At 37.9% G+C, this 23,382-nt stretch carries 25 protein-coding genes; 8 read left to right on the forward strand and 17 right to left on the reverse strand.

Features of this window, described 5'->3' with window-relative positions; translation table 11 throughout:
* Nucleotides 1–93: 93 nt before the first annotated feature.
* Nucleotides 94–510, reverse strand: coding sequence for a DUF4007 family protein (locus FNH22_RS26595; protein WP_185154427.1), 417 nt, complete (start codon nucleotides 508–510; stop codon nucleotides 94–96).
* A gap of 110 nt (nucleotides 511–620) precedes the next feature.
* Between FNH22_RS26595 and FNH22_RS26600 the strand changes: the two genes are divergently transcribed.
* Nucleotides 621–1,781 carry a cysteine desulfurase family protein gene (locus FNH22_RS26600; RefSeq protein ID WP_143401559.1) on the forward strand — a complete coding sequence of 387 codons (1,161 nt, stop codon included), beginning with the start codon at nucleotides 621–623 and terminating at the stop codon, nucleotides 1,779–1,781.
* Here the strand turns inward: FNH22_RS26600 and FNH22_RS26605 are convergent.
* From FNH22_RS26605 to FNH22_RS26650, 10 genes are all read right to left on the reverse strand, one after another.
* Nucleotides 1,778–2,995, reverse strand: coding sequence for a DGQHR domain-containing protein (locus FNH22_RS26605; RefSeq protein ID WP_143401560.1), 1,218 nt, complete (start codon nucleotides 2,993–2,995; stop codon nucleotides 1,778–1,780). The genes FNH22_RS26600 and FNH22_RS26605 overlap by 4 nt on opposite strands.
* Nucleotides 2,996–3,603: 608 nt before the next feature.
* Nucleotides 3,604–5,199 (reverse strand): ATP-binding protein, encoded by a 1,596-nt coding sequence (locus tag FNH22_RS26610; RefSeq protein WP_143401561.1) that lies wholly within the window; start codon nucleotides 5,197–5,199, stop codon nucleotides 3,604–3,606.
* Nucleotides 5,200–5,205: 6 nt separating this feature from the next.
* Nucleotides 5,206–5,622: a hypothetical protein gene (locus FNH22_RS26615; RefSeq protein ID WP_143401562.1), complete on the reverse strand. Its 417-nt coding sequence runs from the start codon at nucleotides 5,620–5,622 to the stop codon at nucleotides 5,206–5,208.
* Complete coding sequence (locus FNH22_RS26620) at nucleotides 5,615–7,645, reverse strand: AAA family ATPase (protein WP_143401563.1); 2,031 nt, start codon at nucleotides 7,643–7,645, stop codon at nucleotides 5,615–5,617. Before FNH22_RS26620 ends, FNH22_RS26615 begins: the two co-directional genes overlap by 8 nt.
* Nucleotides 7,646–7,653: 8 nt before the next feature.
* Nucleotides 7,654–7,851 carry a hypothetical protein gene (locus FNH22_RS26625; protein WP_143401564.1) on the reverse strand — a complete coding sequence of 66 codons (198 nt, stop codon included), beginning with the start codon at nucleotides 7,849–7,851 and terminating at the stop codon, nucleotides 7,654–7,656.
* Nucleotides 7,848–10,013 (reverse strand): DEAD/DEAH box helicase family protein, encoded by a 2,166-nt coding sequence (locus tag FNH22_RS26630; RefSeq protein ID WP_143401565.1) that lies wholly within the window; start codon nucleotides 10,011–10,013, stop codon nucleotides 7,848–7,850. The genes FNH22_RS26625 and FNH22_RS26630 overlap by 4 nt, the downstream gene beginning before the upstream one ends.
* Complete coding sequence (locus FNH22_RS26635; RefSeq protein ID WP_143401566.1) at nucleotides 10,014–10,415, reverse strand: DndE family protein; 402 nt, start codon at nucleotides 10,413–10,415, stop codon at nucleotides 10,014–10,016. It lies immediately after the preceding gene.
* Nucleotides 10,399–12,462 (reverse strand): DNA sulfur modification protein DndD, encoded by a 2,064-nt coding sequence (gene dndD, locus FNH22_RS26640; protein ID WP_143401567.1) that lies wholly within the window; start codon nucleotides 12,460–12,462, stop codon nucleotides 10,399–10,401. The genes FNH22_RS26635 and dndD overlap by 17 nt, the downstream gene beginning before the upstream one ends.
* Complete coding sequence (dndC, locus tag FNH22_RS26645; RefSeq protein ID WP_143401568.1) at nucleotides 12,452–13,774, reverse strand: DNA phosphorothioation system sulfurtransferase DndC; 1,323 nt, start codon at nucleotides 13,772–13,774, stop codon at nucleotides 12,452–12,454. Before dndC ends, dndD begins: the two co-directional genes overlap by 11 nt.
* Nucleotides 13,764–14,102, reverse strand: a complete 339-nt coding sequence (locus tag FNH22_RS26650) for a helix-turn-helix domain-containing protein (RefSeq protein WP_143401569.1) — start codon at nucleotides 14,100–14,102, stop codon at nucleotides 13,764–13,766. Before FNH22_RS26650 ends, dndC begins: the two co-directional genes overlap by 11 nt.
* A 342-nt stretch (nucleotides 14,103–14,444) precedes the next feature.
* On the opposite strand from FNH22_RS26650, the gene FNH22_RS32155 reads away from it, so the two are divergent.
* Genes FNH22_RS32155 through FNH22_RS26675 form a run of 6 tightly spaced genes read left to right on the forward strand, consistent with a single transcriptional unit; the run spans nucleotide 14,445 to nucleotide 19,339 of the window.
* Nucleotides 14,445–14,609 (forward strand): hypothetical protein, encoded by a 165-nt coding sequence (locus FNH22_RS32155; RefSeq protein ID WP_185154428.1) that lies wholly within the window; start codon nucleotides 14,445–14,447, stop codon nucleotides 14,607–14,609.
* A 44-nt stretch (nucleotides 14,610–14,653) separates the two neighbouring features.
* Complete coding sequence (locus tag FNH22_RS26655; protein WP_143401570.1) at nucleotides 14,654–15,127, forward strand: RadC family protein; 474 nt, start codon at nucleotides 14,654–14,656, stop codon at nucleotides 15,125–15,127.
* Complete coding sequence (gene dcm / locus FNH22_RS26660) at nucleotides 15,124–17,142, forward strand: DNA (cytosine-5-)-methyltransferase (protein WP_143401571.1); 2,019 nt, start codon at nucleotides 15,124–15,126, stop codon at nucleotides 17,140–17,142. The genes FNH22_RS26655 and dcm overlap by 4 nt, the downstream gene beginning before the upstream one ends.
* 55 nt (nucleotides 17,143–17,197) lie before the next feature.
* Nucleotides 17,198–18,376 (forward strand): antirestriction protein, encoded by a 1,179-nt coding sequence (locus FNH22_RS26665; RefSeq protein WP_143401572.1) that lies wholly within the window; start codon nucleotides 17,198–17,200, stop codon nucleotides 18,374–18,376.
* Nucleotides 18,369–18,677, forward strand: coding sequence for a hypothetical protein (locus FNH22_RS26670; protein WP_143401573.1), 309 nt, complete (start codon nucleotides 18,369–18,371; stop codon nucleotides 18,675–18,677). Before FNH22_RS26665 ends, FNH22_RS26670 begins: the two co-directional genes overlap by 8 nt.
* Nucleotides 18,674–19,339, forward strand: a complete 666-nt coding sequence (locus FNH22_RS26675; RefSeq protein WP_143401574.1) for a hypothetical protein — start codon at nucleotides 18,674–18,676, stop codon at nucleotides 19,337–19,339. Before FNH22_RS26670 ends, FNH22_RS26675 begins: the two co-directional genes overlap by 4 nt.
* Here the strand turns inward: FNH22_RS26675 and FNH22_RS26680 are convergent.
* A complete protein-coding gene (locus FNH22_RS26680; RefSeq protein ID WP_143401575.1) occupies nucleotides 19,336–19,575 on the reverse strand; it encodes a helix-turn-helix domain-containing protein in 240 nt (79 codons plus the stop codon). The genes FNH22_RS26675 and FNH22_RS26680 overlap by 4 nt on opposite strands.
* A gap of 128 nt (nucleotides 19,576–19,703) precedes the next feature.
* Between FNH22_RS26680 and FNH22_RS32160 the strand changes: the two genes are divergently transcribed.
* A complete protein-coding gene (locus tag FNH22_RS32160; protein ID WP_185154429.1) occupies nucleotides 19,704–19,874 on the forward strand; it encodes a hypothetical protein in 171 nt (56 codons plus the stop codon).
* Here FNH22_RS32160 and FNH22_RS26685 read toward each other — a convergent pair.
* Genes FNH22_RS26685 through FNH22_RS26705 form a run of 5 tightly spaced genes read right to left on the reverse strand, consistent with a single transcriptional unit; the run spans nucleotide 19,871 to nucleotide 23,378 of the window.
* Nucleotides 19,871–20,089, reverse strand: a complete 219-nt coding sequence (locus FNH22_RS26685) for a hypothetical protein (protein WP_143401576.1) — start codon at nucleotides 20,087–20,089, stop codon at nucleotides 19,871–19,873. The genes FNH22_RS32160 and FNH22_RS26685 overlap by 4 nt on opposite strands.
* A 20-nt stretch (nucleotides 20,090–20,109) precedes the next feature.
* Nucleotides 20,110–20,997, reverse strand: a complete 888-nt coding sequence (locus FNH22_RS26690; RefSeq protein WP_143401577.1) for a cation diffusion facilitator family transporter — start codon at nucleotides 20,995–20,997, stop codon at nucleotides 20,110–20,112.
* The gene (locus FNH22_RS26695) at nucleotides 20,987–21,370 is read right to left on the reverse strand and encodes a DUF3703 domain-containing protein (RefSeq protein WP_143401578.1); all 384 of its coding nucleotides are present in this window, start codon (nucleotides 21,368–21,370) and stop codon (nucleotides 20,987–20,989) included. The genes FNH22_RS26690 and FNH22_RS26695 overlap by 11 nt, the downstream gene beginning before the upstream one ends.
* Before the next feature lie 3 nt (nucleotides 21,371–21,373).
* Complete coding sequence (locus FNH22_RS26700) at nucleotides 21,374–22,165, reverse strand: cation transporter (protein ID WP_185154434.1); 792 nt, start codon at nucleotides 22,163–22,165, stop codon at nucleotides 21,374–21,376.
* Nucleotides 22,161–23,378, reverse strand: a complete 1,218-nt coding sequence (locus FNH22_RS26705) for an efflux RND transporter periplasmic adaptor subunit (RefSeq protein ID WP_143401580.1) — start codon at nucleotides 23,376–23,378, stop codon at nucleotides 22,161–22,163. Before FNH22_RS26705 ends, FNH22_RS26700 begins: the two co-directional genes overlap by 5 nt.
* Between the last annotated feature and the right edge of the window lie 4 nt (nucleotides 23,379–23,382).

Genomic DNA, 23,382 nt, shown 5'->3' on the forward strand with positions numbered 1-23,382 from the left:
CCATTAGAGTGGCTTACCCAAACCCTGAGAAAAATCCCTGAGTATAAGATCAACCAGTTACATGAATTACTGCCTATAAGAAAATAATCATAATTAAATACACGCCCAACACCGAAGGGATACCATTGGACTTCCTTTACGAAAATGTTTGTCGCTGTGAGGCATCATTTTCATAGCCAATTGATTTTGCAAATCTTCTTTAGTGAATGTCCTGTTCTTCTGTAAAAATGACTGAACAAAGAAGTGCCATGCCTCAGCATTTTCTTGATCAAAGGTCAATTTATGATGCATAAACCATTTCGTAACTGTATTTTGAAGCTTTGGGTCATTAGACCAGATTACTTCACCAAAAGTAGTTAGTTCAGCATGCCTTGAACTTTTAAGTATCCCGGTTTTAACCAGCCAAGTGCGATACTTTTGTGCAAAAGGGGCTTGGTATCCGAAGGGTACCGCTAATTGTTCCGGAGATGCATTTGGGCTTTTGAGTAAAGCTGTCAGAATACCTGACATATAAATGCGATTTAGTCCAAAACTACCATGGAAGTAAACAGACATTTTGTATAATTAGGAATAGTTATCAATATTGGAAGATAATGCTATAATATTTCAGAAGCAATCCGATGACAGAGGAGATAATATATTTAGATAATAATGCCACTACACCGCTCGATCCGAGGGTGTTGGAAGCTATGATGCCGTTTCTCACTAATCAGTTTGCTAATGCTGCTAGTAATCATGGGTTTGGACACCAAGCTAAGGAGAGTGTTAAGATTGCAAGGGAGCAAATGGCTTCACTGATTAAGTCTGAAGTACATGAAATTGTATTTACATCGGGAGCTACAGAAAGTATAAACCTGGCCATTAAAGGTGTTGCTGACTTTTACCAAGACAAAGGCAAGCACATTATCACAGCAGCTACAGAACATACAGCTACACTGGATGTGTGTCGCTTCTTAGAATTAAATGGCTTTGAAGTCACTTATTTAGATGTAGATAAATATGGACTCATTGATTTGGAAGAATTGAAATCTTCTATTGGGCCTAATACTCTTCTTGTATCTATTATGATTGTTAACAATGAGACTGGTGTAATTCAACCCATCAAGGAAATAGCTGATATCGTTCACAAGTCAGGGGCTTTATTGATGACCGATGGTACTCAGGCTTTCGGCAAAATGCCTATAGATGTGGATGAATTGGGAATTGATTTGATGGCATTCTCTGGACATAAAATATACGGGCCAAAAGGGGTCGGTGGTCTTTTTGTCAGGCAAAGAAGACCCTCTCGAATCAAGCTTACTCCACTTATCCATGGAGGTGGTCATGAAAAAGGAATGCGAAGTGGCACCTCCAATGTTCCGGGAATAATAGGACTAGGAGAAGCAGCTAAACTTGCAAAAAAAGACATGGGAAAAGACAATGTATCTATCGGTGGACTCAGAGATCAATTGGAATCTAAATTGCTTGAAATACCAGATACCGTTTTGAATGGCCATCCTGAAAAACGTCTTTACAATGTAAGTAGTTTATGTTTTAAAGGAGCAGACGCAGATGCCATAATGATTGGACTAAAATCAATCATGGTCTCCAATGGATCAGCCTGTACATCCACCAAAATTGAACCTTCTCATGTGCTTACCGCCATGGGGCTTTCTGAACAAGATGCCTATTCGACTATTCGATTTAGTTTGGGAAGGCTTAACGAGAAAACTGACATAACTAAAGTGATCGAGGATATAAACAGGATTGTTTTGAATTTAAGAGAAATGATCAAACCTTAGTTAACAGCACCAGATTTTGTTATCTGATTTTTAAATTGACTATAAAGTTCATTAACTCCCTTGCTACTTAATTGAACATTGAAGTTCACATCACCTATCTTTTCCAATTTTTCAATAAAATTCTCTTCACTCAAGTCATTTTCTATTACACCAATTTCAATTAAATCAATCATTACCTTAAACATAGCGTTAAAACCAACAGTCCTTTTGAAAATAGATTCCTCGGAATTCCATTGTTCGGTAAATATGTGTTTTACAGCTCGGTAGAAATTAATAATCACTTTGGCAATAACTTCTTCCTCTTCTTGAATGAAATACTTTCTAAGCGGAGGAGTTTTTTTTGAATATGGAGTATCCATTGTAAGTTCATCCTTTCTAGAAAGAACCATCATATCCTCATCGGCTTGTTTTGCATTTCCTGATATGAGTTGGAATATATTTTTATTTATCGTACTCTGCGTTACGAATCCCTCGTAGTGATCGGTGGATTTCCCAAGTCTTTTTATCCATTGCTTTATGGGAGACTCTTCAGACTCATTAAGAATCTTTGTTATTTCATGAGCACTTCTGTAGGGTGATCTTCTATCCGTAATTCCAAAAAGTTCGTAAACCAAAGATGATGTTACTCTAGTTTGTTTACCATTGATAGTAGAAAAAATCTCGGCTTGGTTCTCTACAGTCTGATCAACAAATATTGTCACAGGTAAATCAAATTCTATTTCATCATTTACATTAAATCCTGACAATCTATGCTGACCGTCTATTATTTGAGCTATAGATTTTTCATAAGGGAAGATCAATAGCGTTTGGTTTGAAGGTTCATTATCATTTTGGAGAAAGAAATCTACTGCATCTGGAAAATGAATATCTCTCTCTTTCTTAAAATCCACTGCTTTTAATGACACATTGATGTCAACGAGATCGATTTTTTCGTGAGGTAGATTTATAATTATTGATGTGGGAAAAGTAGCATATTCGAACTCAGTAACATATTTTCTAATCTCTTTCTGTCGGGTGCTGGAAAGAATTCTTTGAATTCCGCGATATATTTCATTCCCATCATCATCAACCCCGGTTAGTACTCTAGTATCAGCAAATGAAACATGATATAGTGTCTTCCAACTCAAGCAAGTCATATATAATAGGCCTATTGGCTGCTTTAGTTTTTGACAAATGAGACCTACGTATTTTCTATCGTTTATATTAAAAATCATAGCCTAGGTCGGTTAGTACTTGATTTATTTTTGAGCTTTATCATTTTCCTTTCTTTTTTTTGTAGCTGTATTTGTTCCTTATATGGATGAATAATAGAATAGTTAATTTTCATTGAAAATTTCAAGTAGCACACTACAAATAATGAAATGACAAGTAGTAATGTCGACACAAACATCACCCAGCGAATGAATTCCCAACTCCTATCAAAATTCAGCTGACTTTCCTTAAAAAAAAGAATTGCAATAACATAGACTGGAATAAGAAAAATGTACAGAAGGATTCTATTTTTATTATCGTTTATATTCTTAAACTCAAAAAGATGTCCGGTAAATGATACTAGTACTCCGAAGCAAAATATTATTACAGTACCATCTCCATAAAACGCTCGCTGCTGACAGTCATTTAAACTCATTACATAAAACCAGACTATAGCAATTGGAAGTAATCCTAGTATGAAATTAATTCCTACCAAAATCAACAGGTCTTTCCATTCTTTATCAATTAGGTATCTATAGAAGTAGACAAGGTATTCGACCTCTTCCTTGAAACTTCTTCTGACTAAAGTATTTTCCTGACTCATTTTAGTAAAATTTCTATGGCAACTTCTTTATTCTTTAGAAAAATTAAGATTGAACATCTTAGTTAAAGTGTATTCAACGTACTCTCGGTAATTATTTAATTCATCGTTGCTTATTTGAGTAGTTGACCTTTTATGAACTAAATCACATCTCTTAAGATAGTAGTAATCGATTATTTTCCATGCTTCCTTCTTAATTCTACAGTTGTTTTTCACTTCGCCTTGGAGGTCAACTCTATTCAGATTGGCAATTCGAGATTCTGAATACCTAGAACCAGTTTCATTCAGTAAAAACTCTTTAAAAGCTATTTCTAGCGTACTGTCCAGCACGAGAAGACTTATTCTATTATTTTGTTCCAGATTTAGTTTACTAATCTCATTCACCGCAATTACTGCTTCATATAATCCGACAACCCAAGGTTTTGAAACATTTAGTTCTTTGTTATTTCTCTTTATTAGATCAATGTATTTTAAGGTACGTGATCTTCGTTTGATAACTGGTACATGAATCCTTACAGATTTGGATATATCATTAAGTGATTCCCTTCTTACACTCCCTGTACTGTACTTAAAAACCTCCTCATCCCAACCCCCTGCTGCTGATGCACTTTTAGCTGTTACAGCATAAGCAAGAAACATTCTTTCAATATGTTCTTGAATTTCCAAAAAGGTTTTATGCTTAAAATCAACCTGAGATTTACTGCTATTCCATGGCATCAGGTCTACTTCACCCTTGAGTTTTACAATAACCCTAGCTATGGAATAGGTAGGGTGGGGCTTGCCTATTTTAAATGGTTTGTTAAAACCAATTTCATCCCCCTTATAAGCTTTGATAATTAATCTGTCATTGCAATAAAAGTACATTCCATACTCCTCTCCATCTGAGTCACTGATTTTATGTGATTTAGTAAGGCCTCCAGTGATTGATACTTCTATCTCTTTCCGCCCTTTAATTTTAATTTTGCCTGCACTTTCTCGAGGCTCAAAATCTGGCGGATATGACCAATTGTTAAATATGGTTGGAGAAACTAAATCTTCGTTCACTTGAATATCTATGTTTCCATTTTCAAGAAACATCGCATATGTTTCTCCTAACCGTTGAATAAGTTCTTCATGTTTCGACTCTTCAATTTTTTCTCGCAGGATACTTAAACCTATCTTAGTTGAACCCTCTTCAATTGGATCTACTTCAAAAGTGTCTATATCCCAATTGTCTTCCTCTCCAATCCAAGCATCATCTATTTCAATCATCAAGGTTTTTTTATCTAGATATCGGGACACAATCTTGATGTCTTTTGCCATGGCGACAACTGCTCTCTTAGAACCAACTCCAAAAACACCAATTATCTCATCTTCTTTGGAACTTCTTGATTTCCCAGGACCAACAATTAAGCCTATATCCTCTTCCTTAATTCCACCGCTGTTATCTATAACAGCAATTGTTTGTTGTTCATAGTTAAGATCAATATTAACTTTAAGGTTCTTTTTCCTGCCATTGAATATCCAATTGTCAATCGCATTATCTATTAATTCACAAATAGAAAGGTGCAAATGATAATCCGCAATGATTGATAAGTAGATTCTCTTTGAAGGAATCGCAGAAATTTCTTGAACCTTCTCTTTCATAATTTATTAACTCATATTTTCAATTAAAACCTCCATCAATTTCTCTGCGTTAAAATTGTCATTCATATGTGCGCAAAGCGTAGAAAAACCTAATTCGGCATAAGCTTGAATGACCTCCCGATACCGTTCATTATTCTCCTTACTTTTACCTAATACTTCAAACTCTTGGCAGGCTTCAACAGCTACCATGTTTAGGAAAGGTTTCTGAACTTCATCGTCAAAAGCACCCCAGTGGATTTCGCCCCTTCCTTTTTCAGATACGGGCATTGGAGCAGGAACACCTGTAGCGTGCTTATAACCTAGTGCAACACACCAAAAGAACATATCGGATCGTTGAGGAAATAGTTTTTTATCACCATTACTGTTTTCCTCATACACTTCTCGGGACTGTTTGCTGTAGTAAAATCGAAAGTCGTTATGCATATACAAGTTCTTTTGGTTCTACTATTGAATGTTGCCTGTTTTTATCCATCTCAATCCAGTAGCGTTTGCCTACTTTGTTTTGAAGTGATTTGGGTAGTTCGTTGGGAACGCTTCCATCTTTCAATATGACAATTACCTGATTAAATACTTTAGTAAACCCTGACAAGGCTGATTGGATAGCACTGTCCCCGATTTCTGAAGTAGGCGCATCCATCACCAGAGGATATTCCTCTTTCCAGGTCTCTTTAGCAAGCCTTGTAAGAGCAGAAATAAAAGAGAGGACTAGCAAAATTGAGTGCCCAGTATTCATGATAGACCGTGTCGGGTTGCCATCTGTATCATACACCTCGAAATAGTTATCCTCAGAATTCAGCTTAATTTTGTCATAATTAAGTTTATCATAAACCAATATATCCCAATGCTCCTGAGTGTATTTCTCCAAATCCTCGTAAATGGTCTTTTCATACAACCTCTTCAACTTTCGAATTTCTTTTAAGGCCTTATCAGCTAGATTGGCCTTAATAGATGGAAGTTTATTTTGCTCAAGCTTTTTTTGGCAGTCTTCCAGTTCACCCTCTAGCTTATCAATTTCATTATATTTTTCAGTTATTAGGTTTTTGGTCTGCTTAATCTTATCAGTAGTTTTTTCTTGCTCAGTTTTGGCAGCATCTTGTTTATCCTGTAACTCCTTTAAAGTCTCACTCGTATCTCCTATTTTCTTTTTCCATCCTTCTATGCGAGTACTTCGTTCTTGCATTTCTGACCTTATACTTTGTTCTCTTTCGGATTGCGCTTTAATATCTTGAGGGTATTGATTAAGTAGATTATCCACACGATTTACATCTCCCATCAGTGCTTCAATCGCCCCCATCAAGTGATCAAAGGATCCCACCTCCTTTAGCCGGTTGATCAATTCAAATTCTTGAGATTCCTTTTCTATATCACGTCCACAAATACATCTAAGATCATGTAGTATTTTGTCTATCAGCGTGATTTTTATGTCAGGAGGATAAATGCCTGAATTGACCGCTTGCTGATAACGTTGGTTTATTTTGGTGGTGACATCCTTAAGTAGTAATCCTCCCCATTTTTTTGTAATCAGCTTTCTTCGTTCTTCATGAAGGATATCAAGTTGGCTACCTAATCGTTTAATTTCACCTTCTTCTTTTTCAATTTTATTCTTTAGTTCAAGAACTTCGAAATTTTTCTTTATTAGGTCACGATATTTTTCGTACTCTTCTTTTTTTTGAAGCTCGATATTCTCCAGCCCTTTTAATGCCTCCTGAAAGTCAGAAAGAACTTTCTGTGCATCACTTTTACTGGATAGTGCTTCTTGTATTTGAGTTTTTAATTCGTCATCTGCTTCTTCAGCAAGTTCTCTTCTTAAATCATCTCTCACCGCTTCCAAATGCCTAACACTTCTCTTAAAAACGGCCACCTTGGAGAGTTCATCTAAAGCGTCTTGGAATTTTGTTTTCCCTTGAAGCTGAACCAATTCGGTTCTGTTTTCTCCTCTAAAAAGAAAGTAATTGGATAGAGAAGTAGGAAAAAGGTTTTCTATCTCTGCTACTGCTAATTCACCTTCAAAGCTTTTATTAGTACCATCTAATGAACTTCGTCTATCCAGTAGCAATTGAGAAAGGCGTTGGAAATTCCATCCTCCTTTGCTTTTGTAAGTACCTGATTGTGTCCTCTTCACTAAGTACTTATTGCTATCATCATCGAAAAATTCGATTTCAACAAGTATATCCACATGCTCTCCCTCACTACTTCTTTCTTTCAGAACCCCTTTATTAAACAGAAAAACGGTATTCGGATCAGGAGATGTTTGAAGTTCATGTTTGTCACTGTCCCAATATTGATCAAAAAGGCACCAGTAAAAGGCATTTAACAAATTGGATTTACCATGGCCCATTTGCCCTTCTATCACTGTAATGAATTTGTCCTGATCAATTGAAAATTTCACTACCTGATGATCTCGGTAGGACTTAAAATTTTCTAGTGTAATTTGTGAAATCTTCATGGCAGAAATTAGCTGAGGTTCTTAGCTTCTTTAGATATTATATCTTTTATCTCCTCTTTGATCTTATGAGGCCTTTTTAAACTCAACTTGTTTAGTTCAGCAATCACCACTTGACTTACAATTCTTCGGGTCGATTCTTCTACTTCTCCATCAGTCGAAAACCGAGACATCAGCTCATTATATATTTGGGTGTATTTGTTACTCATAATTCTAATCCGTATTTTTCTAGTATCGGCTTTAATGGTTCTACTGCCTCAACATAATTATAGGCATCATCAGCAAATTCACGATATCTGCGCAATTCCTGATTGAGAATAGCTTTCTCCACCCGTAATGTTTCTTCACTTTCTTGTAACTCGGGCGGTATTGCCAAAATATCATGTAAGTGAGCGAAACTTTTCTTTTTATGAGTTCTTAAAACCCTGCCTCTCCGTTGAATGTACTGCCTTGGATTCGTGCTGCTGGCTAAGAATATAGCTGTTTTTGTTTGTTTTACATCAACACCTTCATCCAGGCATTTCATAGCCAGTAAACACTGTGTTTTTCCTTCATCAAAATCTTTTAAAAGTTTCTGACGTTCTTCAGGAGACGTTTCTCCCACGAACTTTCCTATTCTTAGTCCTTTCTCTAGTCCCAAAAACTTTCCGTAATGATCAATGATTCTAGCATCCTCTTCAGGAGTACTTCCTTCTGGACAGTAGACCAATGTATGTTTGACTTCACCTTCAGACGAAGTGATAAATTCAATAATTTCATTAAGAATTACCAATTTACTTTCCGCTTTGTTCAATATATTTCTACGATCCCTTAATAACTTCTCAACATGAGGGTCTTGTTCTTCAAATTCCCCTTGTTTTAAATGTATTTTTTTAGCAATTCTTTTAGTAATTGATAAATACTCTGCGAATTCAGAATCATTGAGAGTGGCAAAGTGAGGGTAGAGTTTATACTGACATAAATGTCCGTCTGCTATGGCTTGTTTCAGGTTTAATTGATAGGTAGAAAAGTGTTCTGCATTGAAAAACTCTAATAGCCTGGATGTTCCAGAGTCATCAAAATGTCGGTGTGGTGTGGCTGATAGGCCAAGTCTATATTTAATACCATGTGGCATTTTTTGAAGCATCTGAGAAGCACCCATAGCATGGGCTTCATCAGCAATAAGCAAAGTTTCTGCTGGGAGTTTATCAATGTAAAGCTGGAACTTGTCTGTTTTGTAAGAGTCGTAAGTGCTGATACAAACCGTATTGTCGACTGCCCCTAGCTTAAAAGCGTTGATACTGCTAGCCAAATGCTTATCCCACCCAGAGTAGTTAGATGAAACCATTAAAATATTTTGATAACCTACTTTTCTTACTTCTTCTTTCCATTGTTCACCAAGGGATATCGTTGGAACAAGAATTAAGAGAAAGCATTTCTTATTCTTACTCTTCAGAGAAAGAGATGCGAATAGACCTGTAAAGGTTTTTCCCGTTCCTGTTGCCATTTCGAAAAACCCTTTGTATCCACTATTGATCCAATTGGCAATTGCTTCTTTCTGGTATTCTCTAGGTTTGATATCGTTTGTATCTCTCGTATTTAGAAGTTTACTTTTTCGGATTCTTCCCTGTAGCTGTTTTAACTTTTCTACACCTGGAATCTCAACATTCAATTGTTCCTCAATTAGCGAAAGCTCTGTTTTCAGTAATTCATCAATACCCGATGTAGGAAAAGAAGAAGTGATATGTGTTTTTACTTTATCAATCGATATGAATTGGACTGAGCTATTTTGTCCTGTCCATATTTTTCTGAATAAGGTATTGTAATAGTTTACACGTTCATTCTCTGTCGTCCATGAACGATAGCAACTGATTGTTTCTACATTATAGAGGAATGCGCTTTCCGAAAAATTCAATGATCCGGTAAAAGCGACTTTATCAGAGGCCTGATCACTGAAAACCCCAAACTTTTGATGTGCAATTCCAATAGCGTTATTTCTGGGTACGATAGCTACTATGGATAATTTGTCTTTTGAAATTAACCAGGATAAACAATTGAAAAAATGTTGATCTTGTTTCGATAAGGTCTTTTGAAGGGAAATGATATCTGCAACTAAACGATCCTCAATTAGCCGTTCAGTGCTAGTTTCCTGTCCTTTTTCTATTGCTTCTTTGTCTTGAGGAGTAAGAATATTATTAATTATTAACCTCATTTTTCCTCCTCTACTCAAGAAGTAAGCAAAACCATGGCTCAGAACCTTGAAGCCACTTGAGCTGAAAAAACCAAGCCCCAAATCCAAATTGTGACTTTCCATTAAAGCCTCAATATAGAAGGCAATGGGTTCATCCTCACCAGTGGCATAAACCATCCTAAAGTCTGCATCTCGAAGCATTTATTGGATGGATTTAAGACCTTCATCAATTTTTTGCACTAAAAAATCAAATCCACTCAGGTTGGGGTTTTCTTTTATCTCTTCCTCTATTAATTCCAACCCATCGTCAATGTGCATCTTGATGTATTTTGGAACGTCTTTGTCAGTCTTGTAAAGGTTATAGTGAGTACAAATTAGTGCTATATAATGGTTGGAATTGGTTCCAAACAAAACGTTTTTGCTGTACTCTTTTCCAGAAGAGTTTTGAATGTTTTCTAGTTTTAGCAATCTATCCTTGGACAAGGAATAAGTAAGTGCAATTCTGGCAATAACATTTTCCGGCCCCAATTGAAGCTTTCGGGTAAGCTCCGTTACCCTTACCTTGTTGTCGCCAGAGGTTTTTATGTTAGTAAACGTGCTCATTGTATGTTTCGAAAAGTTTATGAGGCAATACTTTTTGGAATTCGGAACTATCATGGTTCTTGTTCTTGATCAGGAAGGCGCTGTTGATATTAGGTAACAATTCCTGATACTCTTCAATACTCAATTCCTTTTCAAGCAAAGGAAACAAAACAACTTGTTCCGAGATGTTAGGATAGAAATCAGTAATGATATTCTTCGAGTGCCTTTTATCGAACTTCTGAAGCGGACTGTCTATGAAAATTGGAAATTTTACATTTGACTCATCAACCAAAGCTTTTAGTATCGAAGTGGCATAAAGTTGCTGCTCACCTTTTGAAAGAGACTCTTTCAAAATTAACTCTCCGACACTATCATAAAGGTTTATGTCTATTATTTCTCCATCAATATCGACTTCAACTTGGTCTATGAAATCAACTTTATGCATCAGTCGATTGAGTTCCTTTTTTATTCGCCTTTCAAGTGTTTCTTTTTTATCTGCCTTTAGCTTGCAAATAAAATCATCGAGATAGTCAATAAGCTTCTGTGCTTTTTTATCCTTCTGCTTGTCAGATTCATCAAGCTGGATTTTCTTTGATAATTCTGATACTTGACGAGAAAGAACCCCAACCTCTTTCTGTAGTCCTCCTATATCTTGGTTTAGTTCGGCAGTTTTTTTATCTATCTCAGAAATGCGCTTGTCAACAATCGTCTTTTCACGCCTTATCTCTTGGACTAAGAGGTCATTTTCTTTGGATTCAGCATTCGAAATTTTTCTAATCACCTTATTGTAGGCTACTTTATTGCTTTTATCCGCTTTAATTAATTCTTTGAAGAGATTGCTGTATGAGTGCCTTAAGTTTTCCCAGATGGCCATGAATTCATTATGCTCTGAATCATTGAATTCTAACAGGACTTTATGACCTTCATTCTTAGCTGAGAATTCACTCACTATGTATTGGCTAAGGGCATCTAGGAATTTTGATTTTGATTCAGTATTTACATCAATGTTTTTTAATTCATTCTCGCTCAATTTCAAGATGATATTTTCCGATTTTTCTTTTATTGAGATAGGGTCAATTCTGTTCACACTGTTCAAGGATTCGTTCAACACTTGAGCTTGTGTTTGCTTTAACTTGGTGCCTGCTATTGCGAAAGGAGCAAGTTCCAGTAGTTCCTTCAATTTTGAACGAATTCTTTTCCCTTCTTCAGATAGACTATCTCTTAGTTTCTTTATATCAATTAATTCCTCTACCGAAAGGGAGTTACCTTCTCTTATTAGTTTTTCTTGGTATTGTTCTGACTGCCTCCTCTTCGTTTCTTTTTCTTCTAAAAGATTGGCTATTTGTTCTTCATTGAACTCAACTAAACCTTGTAGTTTGTATATATCCTTTTGAAGTACTTCAAACCTGTCTCTATCTTTTTTTGTAGCAGAATCTCTTGTAAACCTTAGTCGTAAGTCTTCCAGATTGTTTTTTAAATCCACATATTTCTTAATACCCAATACTTCAGAATAGGCCTTACTGAGTTTTTGCTTATCCTCGATAGACTTCATTTCAGCCAGAGAGACTATTTTTTCGGCATCAAAAAAGAAGAACTTGGCCACTTCTTTAGGAAGGATGAAATCATGGATAAATATTTCAGAACCAACCTCTTTAGTTAACTCGTTTGGGCTTCCATCCACCAGAATTTCTACATGATCTTCCTTTTTCTCTAGGTCAAAGACTCTTGTGATTCTTACTTCCTGACATGGAATTGAAGGGATGAATATCTCTGATAAAGTAATACTCACAGAATACTTTTTTACTTCATTCGCTGATCTGTTTAGATTATTTGCTGCATATTTTTTATAACCACCAGCTTCATAAATCTCCCTTTTGTATTTCTCATCTACATCAACAATTAGTTTACCATAAAGACACCAAACTAATGCCGTGAGAAATGTTGTTTTTCCAAAACCATTTTCACCTGAGATAACAAAAACATTTTTCTCAGGGTGAGGGAAAAACTCAAGTTCATTTTGTCCCTTGTAAATTCTAAAATCCTCTAATTGAACCTTTTTAATTATCACTGGCTATACTTTTTCCTTTCACATATTGTTCAAGCCTGTTCTCCAAATCATTTTGAAGACCTCTATTATTCATCAAAATGGTTTTAGATTTTTGAAGAGACAATAATTCATTTATGAGTTTGAAATCTTCCTCGTCATTCTGACAGGATTCTTTCAACATTTTCTTTTCCTGAATCAGTCGGTCATCAGACCCTTCTAGTTCTATAGTCTGACCAAATACATTGCTATATATCTCAGCAACATTGTAGTTGAATACATTATCCCTATGCCATAAAACTTGAATGGCAACCAATTCTTGATAGTTGATCAAGTTAATATCAGGTTGTTCTTTTTGAATTTCTTTTTGACCTTTGAGAAGCATTTCTAAAAATCTCGCTCGAAATTCAGGTTTATATGGTCCGAGCTGTCCCTCTTTTTCCGTACCATCTCTTCTTCTTTTTTCTCTGACATTTTCATCATCTCTTGAAGCGGCTAAAAGATCCCTTAACTCCATCAAGGGTTCCATCCATTCCTCTCCATTTTCGATCAATGCTTCCATTGATTTATCTCGCTTAACCACCGTGCACACCCAGCATCCAAAGCGACTGTTTCCACATGATGGAGTAGTAGTATCAATTACCAATGGGCAATCTCCACTGTTTGCGTTTTTGTAAAGGGTGATAAGCTCTTTATTAGAAGATTTCCAAGGAGATGGAACTTGTGCTAGATATTGCCATAAATCGTCCGTTTTCACATCTTTAATGGCTGCATATACATAGGCATTGGGTAACACATGTTTTCTCAGTCTACTACCTTTAACTTCTCTCTTTTTTAAGTTTTTGGCTCTGTTGGCACTCTCATCACTTCTTGTTCCTAAAAGAATTATCACTTCCCCCGAGTCACTGATCTTCTCAAGAATGAATCTGGTAGTAGGATTGATTTTCAGTCTTTCAGTACACCATCTAAATATGTTATTAGGAGAGGGGTAACCTTTGCCTATAAGATTGACCCAAAATGTATCTTCCAGTGCAGGTGTGGTCTGCTTCACAATGATTGGCATAGACTGATTATGCGCCTCTTCTTGTATTTTTTTTAAAACACCTTCTACATAGTCAATGACTTTAGGATTCTCTACGAGCGTATTATTACAAACGACATAGACTTGCCTTGTTCTCATTTGTTCAGGAATTTGCTTTAAAGCAAGCCACGTTAATTGTAAGAGTAGTGTAGAATCCTTCCCACCACTAAACCCTACTATCCAAGGCCTATTATTATCTTCCTCTTGATATTGATGCCGAATTTCATCTATAAGTTCTTTATGATCAAATGCCATTGAAGTTCAGTTTTCCTTGGTTGTAATTTTTACTTTTTATGTACTCAAGTTTTTCTTTTGCTGTTTCCAAAATTCTCTCAGCGTTTTGATCAAACAATATTTGTTTAACCACTTTGTCACCAAAATATGACAATCTCATTTCCTCAAAATCAACTTCAAAATATTTGGCTATTTTAGGAATGATTTCTTCTTTGGGTAATCTCTCACCTCTTTCAAACTTGCTCAAAGTGGACTGATCAATATCCAATGCAGCTGCTACCTTTCTTATAGGAATATCCTCATCTTCTCGAAGATTCCTTAAATACTCACCAAAGCTCTCTTTCACCATTTTAGAAATTAAGTTTCTGGACAATTTTTGTCTATGCAAGATAAGGATTATTACTATTCAGATAAATAGTTATCTGTGAAAATTATTAAAGAAGTGACCTTTTATAGTGAGATTATTCAATCCATAATATCAACTCATTTCCTTTTTTTGTTAAAAATCACAATTTTAAGAAACATACTATACTAAAAAATCAAGCAACCTTTGTTTGATTAGGTGATAGTTTTTGATTGCATTGAGTACTAATAAATGGGACTGAACGCAAAATTGTACTAATCAGTCCTCATCCCGAACCAACCCGAAACTCCATTTTCAACTCTTGTTATCCTTACCTAAAAAGGTAAGATGATCTACAAGAAGAAACGCAAGTCCACTGCAGGCAAACGAGCCAACACCAGTAGGGTGACTATGATCAGTCGGAGGGCGAAGAAAATCCGAAAGAAAAATGAAGCCTGGACTAAAGCTATCCAGCGAGCCACCAAAGAATTGAAGAAAGAGGGTAAGCTATAGTGGGCAGGAAGAAGTACAGGAATACTACTAAAGCCCAGCTGCTGATGGGAGAACTCTCAGGTTTTAGCAAACAGTTGAAGCCTAATCTTGTACCGGAGATCAAACTTCAGTACAACAAAGGACGAAGGGTGTTAGGCAATGTAAAGTCCTCTGATGATGCCGCTGATTTTATTAGGGCACAATACAAGCGTGGTACGATTGAAGCCCAGGAATCTTTCAATGTCATCTACCTTGATAACCGGAACAGTATCCTCGGTTATTACCAGCATTCCAAAGGCAGTTTGACAAGCACCCTTGTTGACACCCGATTGATCTTTGCAGTAGCGTTGAAAAGCCTGTCGACAGGAATTATCCTTTCACATAACCATCCTTCTGGGAAACTAAAACCTAGTCAATCTGATATCAGGGTCACCAGAAATATTAAGTGGATAGGTGACATGCACAATATTAAAGTGCTTGATCACATCATCGTAACCAAGGATGGTCATTATTCATTTGCAGACGAGTTGATACTATGAGAGACTTAGTTTTACTCGATCTATTCAGCGGGATTGGTGGTTTTCCTAAAGGACTGACTGATGCTGGTCTTTCGTTTAGGAAACACTACTTCAGTGAGATTGATAAATACGCCATTGCCAATTATCAACATAATTTCAAACACGCCATTTATGTCGGAGCAGTCGAAGAAGTCAAAAAAGGAAACATCGAAAACCCGGATATTACCACGTTCGGATCTCCATGTCAGGATCTATCCATTGCTGGAAAAAGGAAAGGCATCAAAGGGAAAAAGAGCCGGCTCTTTTTTGAAGCAATTAGGGTCATCGATGAACTCGCACCCCGTCTGTTTATCTTTGAAAACGTCAAAGGACTTTTCTCCAGTAACCAGGGCAAAGACTTTGAAATCGTATTGCGAGCGTTTGCCGACCTTGGGGTTTATGACCTCCAATGGCAACTGCTTAATACTTCCTGGTTTCTACCCCAAAACCGAGAGCGTGTGTACCTTGTCGGATCTCTTAGAAACCAGCCCCGACCCCAAGTATTTCCTATCGGAGAGAACAATCAAGCGGTTAAAGAAAGCCATGAAAGCATCACACAAGCCAATATTGCTCCAACAATAAACACTAAGGTTGGCGAGTCAGGTAACTACTCCCCTTACATCCTTACACTTCGAGGTAAGAAGTATGAAAAAGGTGAGAATCTCAACGTGAGAAAGGATGGAGTGGCCAATTGCATTACTAAGGCAGATGACCATAATCTCATTTTGGATGAATGGCATCCTTTGCGCTCTGTCCGGACCGAAAAAGCTAAGACCATCAGAAGGATCAATCAAAAAAAGGGGATCGATTATGCACCCTTTAGGGAACGCCAATTTGAAGTGAGGGAAGATGGTATTACCGGGGCACTGACCACCAATACCGAACGTGAAAACCTACTCACCAATATGGAGACCATCCGCAGGTTCACACCACTGGAATGTGAGCGACTACAGGGCTTTCCTGATGGCTGGACAAGTAAAGGATTATTTGATGGTGAAGTAAAAGAGATCAGCGACAGCCGTAGGTACCAGCTATTGGGAAATGCTGTGAGTGTACCAGTAGTGAAAACAGTCGGGCAGAATATCAAAGAGAGTCTAGAGATGAATGTGAAAGAATCACCACTCGAAGGTTTGGATTTTGTAAAAACACCCATCACCTACTATGGTGGGAAGCAGCGATTAGTGAGCTTGATTCTTTCTCTAATTCCAGATCATAAACTCTACTGTGAGCCATTTGTAGGAGGAGCCGCAGTATTCTTTGGCAAGGAACCTTCTGAGATGGAAGTAATCAATGATCTGAATGGTGAAGTAGTCAACTTCTACAGGGTCTGCCATTCTGATTTCAAAAAGCTGGAGAAACTGATTCGATCTACCCCTCATAGCAGGCAAATCCATCGAGAGACTCATGACATCCTGAAACAAACAGGAAAGCATGATCAGATTACCAGAGCCTGGGCTTTTTGGGTACAAACCAATATGAGCTTTTCAGCTAGAGTCTTTGGAGGTTATGCTTATGAGCGAAAATCTAATGGTACACTCAAGCGATTTGTGAATAAGAAGCTCGCGTTTAACCAAGAAGTATACGAACGCTTGAGTATGGTAGATATTGAAAACAATGATGCCTTACAGGTTATCAAAAGTCGGGATACTAAGGACAGTTTCTTCTACTGCGATCCTCCTTATTTCAATTCCAATATGGGTCATTATAAAGGGTATTCGGAAAAGGATTTTGAAGAGCTATTAAAAATACTATCGAGCATACAGGGTAAATTTCTATTGAGTAGCTATCCCTCAGAAATTTTAGAGAAGTATACCAAGAAGTACAAGTGGTATACACTTGAAAAAAGCACCGGTATATCCGTAACCCATCAAACAGATAAGGTCAAGATCGAAGTGCTAACAGCTAGTTATCCTTTGAGAAGTGAGTTAGACGGAATTGATGAGCTACTCCAGCTAAAAGCAAGATCAATAAAGATCAAACTTGCCCTCACTCATTAAGAACAAACGGGAAGAAAGCAGAAACCTCATTTATAAATGAGCCTATCATTACTCTATGATCTCCATTTCCAACTATAACAAGTCTATCAAGCAGATCAATCTTTCAAGGCTGCCGAAAGTGTTTCAGGAAGGTCATGACTTTTTGATGGAGGCAAGAGACTGGTATGAGAAGGATAAAACGATCAAAGAATCCATTGACCTCTATCTAACAAGACTCAATGAACACCTCAGCCAAAAAAGAAGGAGATCGAATACTGGCAGAGATGTATCCTTTATTACCCGGTTTGTAAAGCTCAATAACAAAACGTTGACTCGAGAAGAGATAGGGAGGTTCATTCAATCCTTGCAACGAACCATCATCAAAAAGCAAATCCGAAAATCATCGCTGTATGCACGACACATTGAGAAAATTCAGGACAAACTCATCAGTCAATACAACATGCTTGGTGATGGTGAACAGATCAAGGTTCAAATCAGCAAGGATTGGTTAGCAGAGCTTACAACATGTCAAAAACCCACCACCTTAGATGGTATTCCGGATGCTTCGGCAGCCAAGATAAGAAGCCCAAAGAAATCATCCATCTTCGAATCGATGGATCACATACAAAGTGACCCGTCTGAGGATTCCTTTAAGCTGCCGGGAGACTTAGGAAAACTACTAGGTGATTTGGAGCGTTTTGAGTTGGCTATCACGCTTGAGGGAGATCAGGGTGGCGGTAAGACCCGGTTTGGTTATCAATTAGCTGACGCTTTTGCAGCACTAGGCAATCGTATAGCGGTATTCTCGCTGGAGATTGGCAAGCGATCTGATCTGATACGAAGAATGCGAGAGGAATATGTGCATCCTTCAAATCAAGACAAAATTTTCATCACGGATCAGTTGCCTGACGGATTTGAGACCATCCGGAAATCAGCCAAGGATTTTGATGTGGTGATCATTGATAGCTGGAACAAGCTCAATGTCCATTCTTCCTTGTTTGACAAACTAAGAAAAGAGTTTCCTGACACCATCTTTATTGTGATTTTTCAGCGTACCACCCAGGGAACGATTAGAGGTGGCACAGCTCCTCTTTTCGATGCAGGAATTAACCTGGAGGTAGTGAAAGTGGATGACACATTCAGGAATAACTATGCTGTTGCAACCAAAAATCGGTATGGAGAAACAGGCCTTCAGTATAACATTCACTCACGTCAGCTATTGCAGGAGGATTTTATTGAAGAAGGCGATGAATAAAGATAATATAGATCCATCCATAAGATTGAATACGACTTTGAATGTAGGGCATCTATTGATGAGCTCGATCAGTTTACTCATAGTCATAGTCGGTCTTTGGGTTAATGTCAATGTAAAATTGGCGCAACTTGAATTTGAAATCGCCAGTGAAAAGGAGAAAAGAGCCGGATTGGAAAACTCACATGAGAAGCTGATACTTCAAGTGACGAAGCATACCAATGAAGTGACCAAACTACTGTATGAGATCAAGCTGGAGCTAAAAGACAAAGCGGATAAGTCAACCAAAACCAACACCCCATGATTATGATATTGACTACACTGAGGTACGTATGGAAATATTATTGGATCGTTCAACTGCTCGTGATCATCATACTTTCTTACTTGTTAAGGAGGGAGATGTCTAAAACAGAAGATTATAAGGACATTTATGAGATCAGTCGAAAAGAGATCCAAATCTGGAGAGACGAATCAGGAAAGAACAGGGCAAGGGCGCAGATTGCAGAGATCGATGCAGCCAACGCTAAGTTGGTTTTAGAATCCAACCTCAAAGAAACCATTCGAAAGGAAGTGGGCAACCTGAAGCGGAATCTGATTAGCTATTCATCAGTCAGATCATCCACAGCAGGGACTTTTCAAACTGGCTCAATTGATACTGTTTATTTAATGGAACAACCTAAAGCCATGATTCCTATTCCCGCAAAGAAATTTTTGATTGACAAACCTGATTTGAAATTTCAAGGCCTCTATGTTCCCGATCTGGATACTTTGATGGCCAACTATCAGGTGATTCACAATTTTGATATTTTCTACTATTACAGAAGACCCGGAAAGAAACCTTTTAATCTATTGCGAAGAAAACGAGCAGTGGCAGAAATTAAGTTTGACAACCCTGGATCCAAAGCTGACAGTCTATACACTATAGTGCTGGACAGAAAAAAATCGTTGATTGGTAAAATTTTCTAGTCAAATCCTTCGCTAAAAAACTCAGGCAATGTCATGCCGAAAGCTTTAACAACCTTCACCAGACTGCTAAATCGTAAATCTTCACCTCGTTCATATCGGCCAAACTGCGCCCTGGGAATATTGTGTTCATAGGCGAAATATTCGTAGTTCGTATAACCTTTTGAGATCCTGAGAGTTTTTATGCGGTCTCCTAGTTTTTTTAGATGTTCTTTTGTGAATTCATCGTGTTTGGACATCCGGCAAATAAATAAGCCATCCTATTCATTTGTTACCACTTATTAATTCATACTTATTAGTAACTTTTTGATCAATATTTGAAAATCCATTTGGTATATTTAAATTCACGATTAGTCGAAAAACCATCATGAAACGTCAAAAGTCAAAGGAAGAGGAGAGAGAAGAGGCGGTTGAGGTGTTATACACCTCGCTTAAGGCCAAGCAACCTGTCTCAAAAGAAGAGTGTTACAAGATTTATGATAGAATGCAAAAGGAGACTTCTGCATCCGATAAAAGCAATAATTCTGACATAAACTAAATATCCACTTTCTGTTTATCCAGGTTATCGTTAGCAAATTCCATCAGTTCAACTAGTGACCTTTCATCAATTACGGTCACTCTCCTTTTACTGTCATAATATCCTCTCACGAGCTTACACCTGAGAAATATGCCTATATCCTGCTTTCTCCAGTTTAGTTTCGTCTGTAGTTCAGGATACTTAGCTAATATTTCTTCAGGGGTATATTTTGGCACAACAGTATTGCTAGAATTATTTAGCAGTCTTGCAATCCACAATGCTCATCTTGTCCTTCAAACTCAATAGTGATGTGATTGATGGATTCGTCTTTCAACTTAGAGCGTACGGTTTCCTTTAGTCTGGCTTGCTCAGATAGTTTGTAGTCTTTGTCCAATTGCAGGTGTATGGTCAGGATATTGTATTGACCATCCATTGACCAGGCATGGCAATCGTGAATGTCAATTACTTCCGCCATATCCTTGAGCTTCTGCCGAATGTCGTCTATGGATACTTTCTCGGGAATGCCCTGGAGTATGACTAATAAACTCTTTTTAAGATTTTTATAAACGTTGTACAATACGAAGAGCGAAATGAGCACAGAAAGTAATGGATCGATAAAAGGGGCATCAACGAGCATCATCACAATACTACCGATGAGAACTGCTACCCAACCTAAAACATCTTCCAGCAGGTGTAGTGAGACAACTTTCTCATTTAAAGATTCACCTTTTCTGAGTTTGAGTACTGCAGCACCATTGACCACAATCCCCAGGATTGATAGATATAGCATTCCCTGCACATTGGTTTCTTCGGGATTGAATAACTCTGGAATCGCTTTGGTTAGGATAAATATAGATCCTGCTACTAGTACAATGGAGTTGATAATTGCGCCAAGCAATGAGAAGCGTTTGTATCCGTAAGAAAATGTTTTGGTTCTGCCTTTTTTGGATAGCTTTTGAAAATACCAGGATAGCCCCAAGCTCAAGCTATCTCCCAAATCGTGTAACGCATCGGAAAGAATAGCTAAACTGTTGGTGTAAAGCCCTCCGATAATCTCAATAATGGTGAAACTCAGATTGAGAAAGAAAGCAACTTTTACATTGCCTTCTGAATGGTTATGTGAGTGATCGTGGTTATGTCCCATAGTTTTCTAGTCCTGCTTTTTTGAAAATCGATAGTAATTCTTCTGAAATCGGTAGGGGTTTCAATGGTGGAATATTTGCCCCACCTGTATTGCCCACGGGGATCTTCCCCACAAATGATTTAACCCCTCCAATCAAAAGACGTGGAATCTGGCCAATCACTTCTTTGGTGTCTTTGATTCGAATGCCGAACAAAAGCATTTTCCAGTGTACATAACTATGACGGTAAGGGTATGCTTGACCGATGATATGCGCTCGCTCTAAATGACACCATGCGGTTTGAAGGTTGCCTGAGTCCAAGTGCCTTTTATATTCCTTCAGTTCTTGATCGAAGTAGGGTTTCAGCGTTTTGGGTATTGTTGTATATAGCTTCATAGGTTACTTTGAAAGGTTTAAAATTCGAATAGCTCCCCGCATTACGAAACCGAAGACAATACCACCAACAATCAAGTCAGGCCATTTACTATCAAGCCAATAAACCAGCCCTCCAGCCAGTATTACCCCTCCGTTGACGATGATGTCATTTGAAGTAAAAATGGCACTGGCTTGCATGTGAGCCTCATTGCTTTTAGCCTTGTTGATCAGCCAGAGCGAGACCATATTGCCTACTAAAGCCAGAGTTGAAATGATAATCATCCACTGGAAAAGTGGTGTTTCACTTTCGATAAAGAACCTTCGGAGTACTTCTGAGAAACCAAGCAAAGCCAAGCCCATCTGAAAATAACCACTGATCTTTGCCACTTTTTTCTTACGTGAAATAGCAGCTCCGACAGCAAAGAGACTTAGTCCGTAGACTATAGAGTCGGCCAGCATATCCAGCGAGTCAGCTATTAGCCCCATAGACCGGGAAATCCATCCGGTGGTCATTTCGATTACAAAAAATCCGAAGTTGATACCCAGCACCCACCACAATATCTTTCGCTGATGTGAATCATCGGTTCCTATAGGAAGTTCTGCCTCTGATGTGTCCTCAAGTCGATCATTGAGGTTGAGTTCACTAATAGCTTCATGTATAGCTTGCACTTCCTCCTGATGGAAGACTTCCAACTTACGTGCGGGAATATCAAATTCTAAATGCTTTACCTGGCTAAGAGGTTCCAATTTCATCCGAATCATTTGCTCCTCAGAGGGGCAATCCATGTCCTTAATATGAAATGTGGTTTTATTAATGCTCATGTTCTGTTTCTCCTTTTTTCATTTCCGAAATGAGGTAATAGGCATTGTTCCAGGCGACTTTAGTCCCATCGGGAAGAGGCTCCAGCAATTTAATTTCCACCCATCCTTCATCAATTAAACCCGTTCGAATTTCAACAGCGTTGAAGCTCCACTCTGTCTCTCCATCTTTCTGACGAACCTCTGTAGTGAAAATGTAGGGCTTACCTTCCTCTTCTATGATTGCTGATTCAGGTAAAGCCATTACTGGTTTTTCTCCTGTATGGATTCTCCCATTGATGTACATCCCTGGAAGGAGAAAGTCCTCCTTTCCAGTTATTTCAGCATGAACGTGAATAGCCTTGGGGTTTTGCTCGAACTTTTTACCTACAGAGTAAATTTGTGCGGTAAGCTGAGAGTCTGGCACGGATGTTATAGTAAAGGAAATTTTTTGGCCTTTCTTCACCTTGTAAACGTCTTTTTCAAACACCATCAGGTCGGCATGCACATGATCTGTATTAACAATCATAAACATTTTAGTTTGGGGTTCTACAAACTGCCCAACCTGTATCAGCACCTTCTCAATATGACCATCAATGGGACTAATTACGGGTACATACTGGTAAATATCCCCCTCCTGAACTTTAGAAACATTCAGGCTAAGTTGTTTTAGTTGGACTTCATATCCTTTGACTTCTCCCTTCATTCCCTTATAATCTGCCAATGTTTCCTGATAGGTTTTTCCTGACCCAACTTCTTCTTCGTAGAGCCGTTTCTGTCGCTGCATTTCTTGTTCCAGGTATTGTAATCGACTGTAAGCCTTCACATAGTTCGTTTGAAGCTGTGTTAGATTTGGGTGTGATAGATATGCCAAAACTTGACCTTTACGTACCTTATCCCCTTCAATTACCTTGATGGAAGTAATATTTGCGCCAAGAATAGCGGTAACAGTTGCTTCGTGTTGAGGTGGCACCTCCAATTGACCATTAGCCTCAACTATGCCCGATAAAACGCGGGTAGGAAGCGTATCTATTTTGACCCCCAGGCTTTCAAATTTTAATTGAGAGAGGTGCACAGTTGCCATTTCACTTTCAGCGTGTTCTTCATGTTCGGTTTGTTCTTCATGTTCGGTTTGTTCTTCATTATTCGGTTCAGCTGAGTTGTTACCACAACCGGTAAACACTACAACTGAGATGATCAGGGTAACCAGGTATATAAATTGACTTTTCATTGCT

The organism is Fulvivirga sp. M361, assembly GCF_007097395.1.
Lineage (GTDB): Bacteria > Bacteroidota > Bacteroidia > Cytophagales > Cyclobacteriaceae > Fulvivirga.

Bases quoted from the DNA above. Each gene is read 5' to 3' on its own strand.
- FNH22_RS26595 (WP_185154427.1), bottom strand. From the start codon at position 510: ATGTCAGGTATTCTGACAGCTTTACTCAAAAGCCCAAATGCATCTCCG.
- FNH22_RS26600 (WP_143401559.1), top strand. From the start codon at position 621: ATGACAGAGGAGATAATATATTTAGATAATAATGCCACTACACCGCTC.
- FNH22_RS26605 (WP_143401560.1), bottom strand. From the start codon at position 2,995: ATGATTTTTAATATAAACGATAGAAAATACGTAGGTCTCATTTGTCAA.
- FNH22_RS26610 (WP_143401561.1), bottom strand. From the start codon at position 5,199: ATGAAAGAGAAGGTTCAAGAAATTTCTGCGATTCCTTCAAAGAGAATC.
- FNH22_RS26615 (WP_143401562.1), bottom strand. From the start codon at position 5,622: ATGCATAACGACTTTCGATTTTACTACAGCAAACAGTCCCGAGAAGTG.
- FNH22_RS26620 (WP_143401563.1), bottom strand. From the start codon at position 7,645: ATGAAGATTTCACAAATTACACTAGAAAATTTTAAGTCCTACCGAGAT.
- FNH22_RS26625 (WP_143401564.1), bottom strand. From the start codon at position 7,851: ATGAGTAACAAATACACCCAAATATATAATGAGCTGATGTCTCGGTTT.
- FNH22_RS26630 (WP_143401565.1), bottom strand. From the start codon at position 10,013: ATGCTTCGAGATGCAGACTTTAGGATGGTTTATGCCACTGGTGAGGAT.
- FNH22_RS26635 (WP_143401566.1), bottom strand. From the start codon at position 10,415: ATGAGCACGTTTACTAACATAAAAACCTCTGGCGACAACAAGGTAAGG.
- dndC (WP_143401568.1), bottom strand. From the start codon at position 13,774: ATGGCATTTGATCATAAAGAACTTATAGATGAAATTCGGCATCAATAT.
- FNH22_RS26650 (WP_143401569.1), bottom strand. From the start codon at position 14,102: ATGGTGAAAGAGAGCTTTGGTGAGTATTTAAGGAATCTTCGAGAAGAT.
- FNH22_RS32155 (WP_185154428.1), top strand. From the start codon at position 14,445: ATGATCTACAAGAAGAAACGCAAGTCCACTGCAGGCAAACGAGCCAAC.
- FNH22_RS26655 (WP_143401570.1), top strand. From the start codon at position 14,654: ATGGGAGAACTCTCAGGTTTTAGCAAACAGTTGAAGCCTAATCTTGTA.
- dcm (WP_143401571.1), top strand. From the start codon at position 15,124: ATGAGAGACTTAGTTTTACTCGATCTATTCAGCGGGATTGGTGGTTTT.
- FNH22_RS26665 (WP_143401572.1), top strand. From the start codon at position 17,198: ATGATCTCCATTTCCAACTATAACAAGTCTATCAAGCAGATCAATCTT.
- FNH22_RS26670 (WP_143401573.1), top strand. From the start codon at position 18,369: ATGAATAAAGATAATATAGATCCATCCATAAGATTGAATACGACTTTG.
- FNH22_RS26675 (WP_143401574.1), top strand. From the start codon at position 18,674: ATGATTATGATATTGACTACACTGAGGTACGTATGGAAATATTATTGG.
- FNH22_RS26680 (WP_143401575.1), bottom strand. From the start codon at position 19,575: ATGTCCAAACACGATGAATTCACAAAAGAACATCTAAAAAAACTAGGA.
- FNH22_RS32160 (WP_185154429.1), top strand. From the start codon at position 19,704: ATGAAACGTCAAAAGTCAAAGGAAGAGGAGAGAGAAGAGGCGGTTGAG.
- FNH22_RS26690 (WP_143401577.1), bottom strand. From the start codon at position 20,997: ATGGGACATAACCACGATCACTCACATAACCATTCAGAAGGCAATGTA.
- FNH22_RS26695 (WP_143401578.1), bottom strand. From the start codon at position 21,370: ATGAAGCTATATACAACAATACCCAAAACGCTGAAACCCTACTTCGAT.
- FNH22_RS26705 (WP_143401580.1), bottom strand. From the start codon at position 23,378: ATGAAAAGTCAATTTATATACCTGGTTACCCTGATCATCTCAGTTGTA.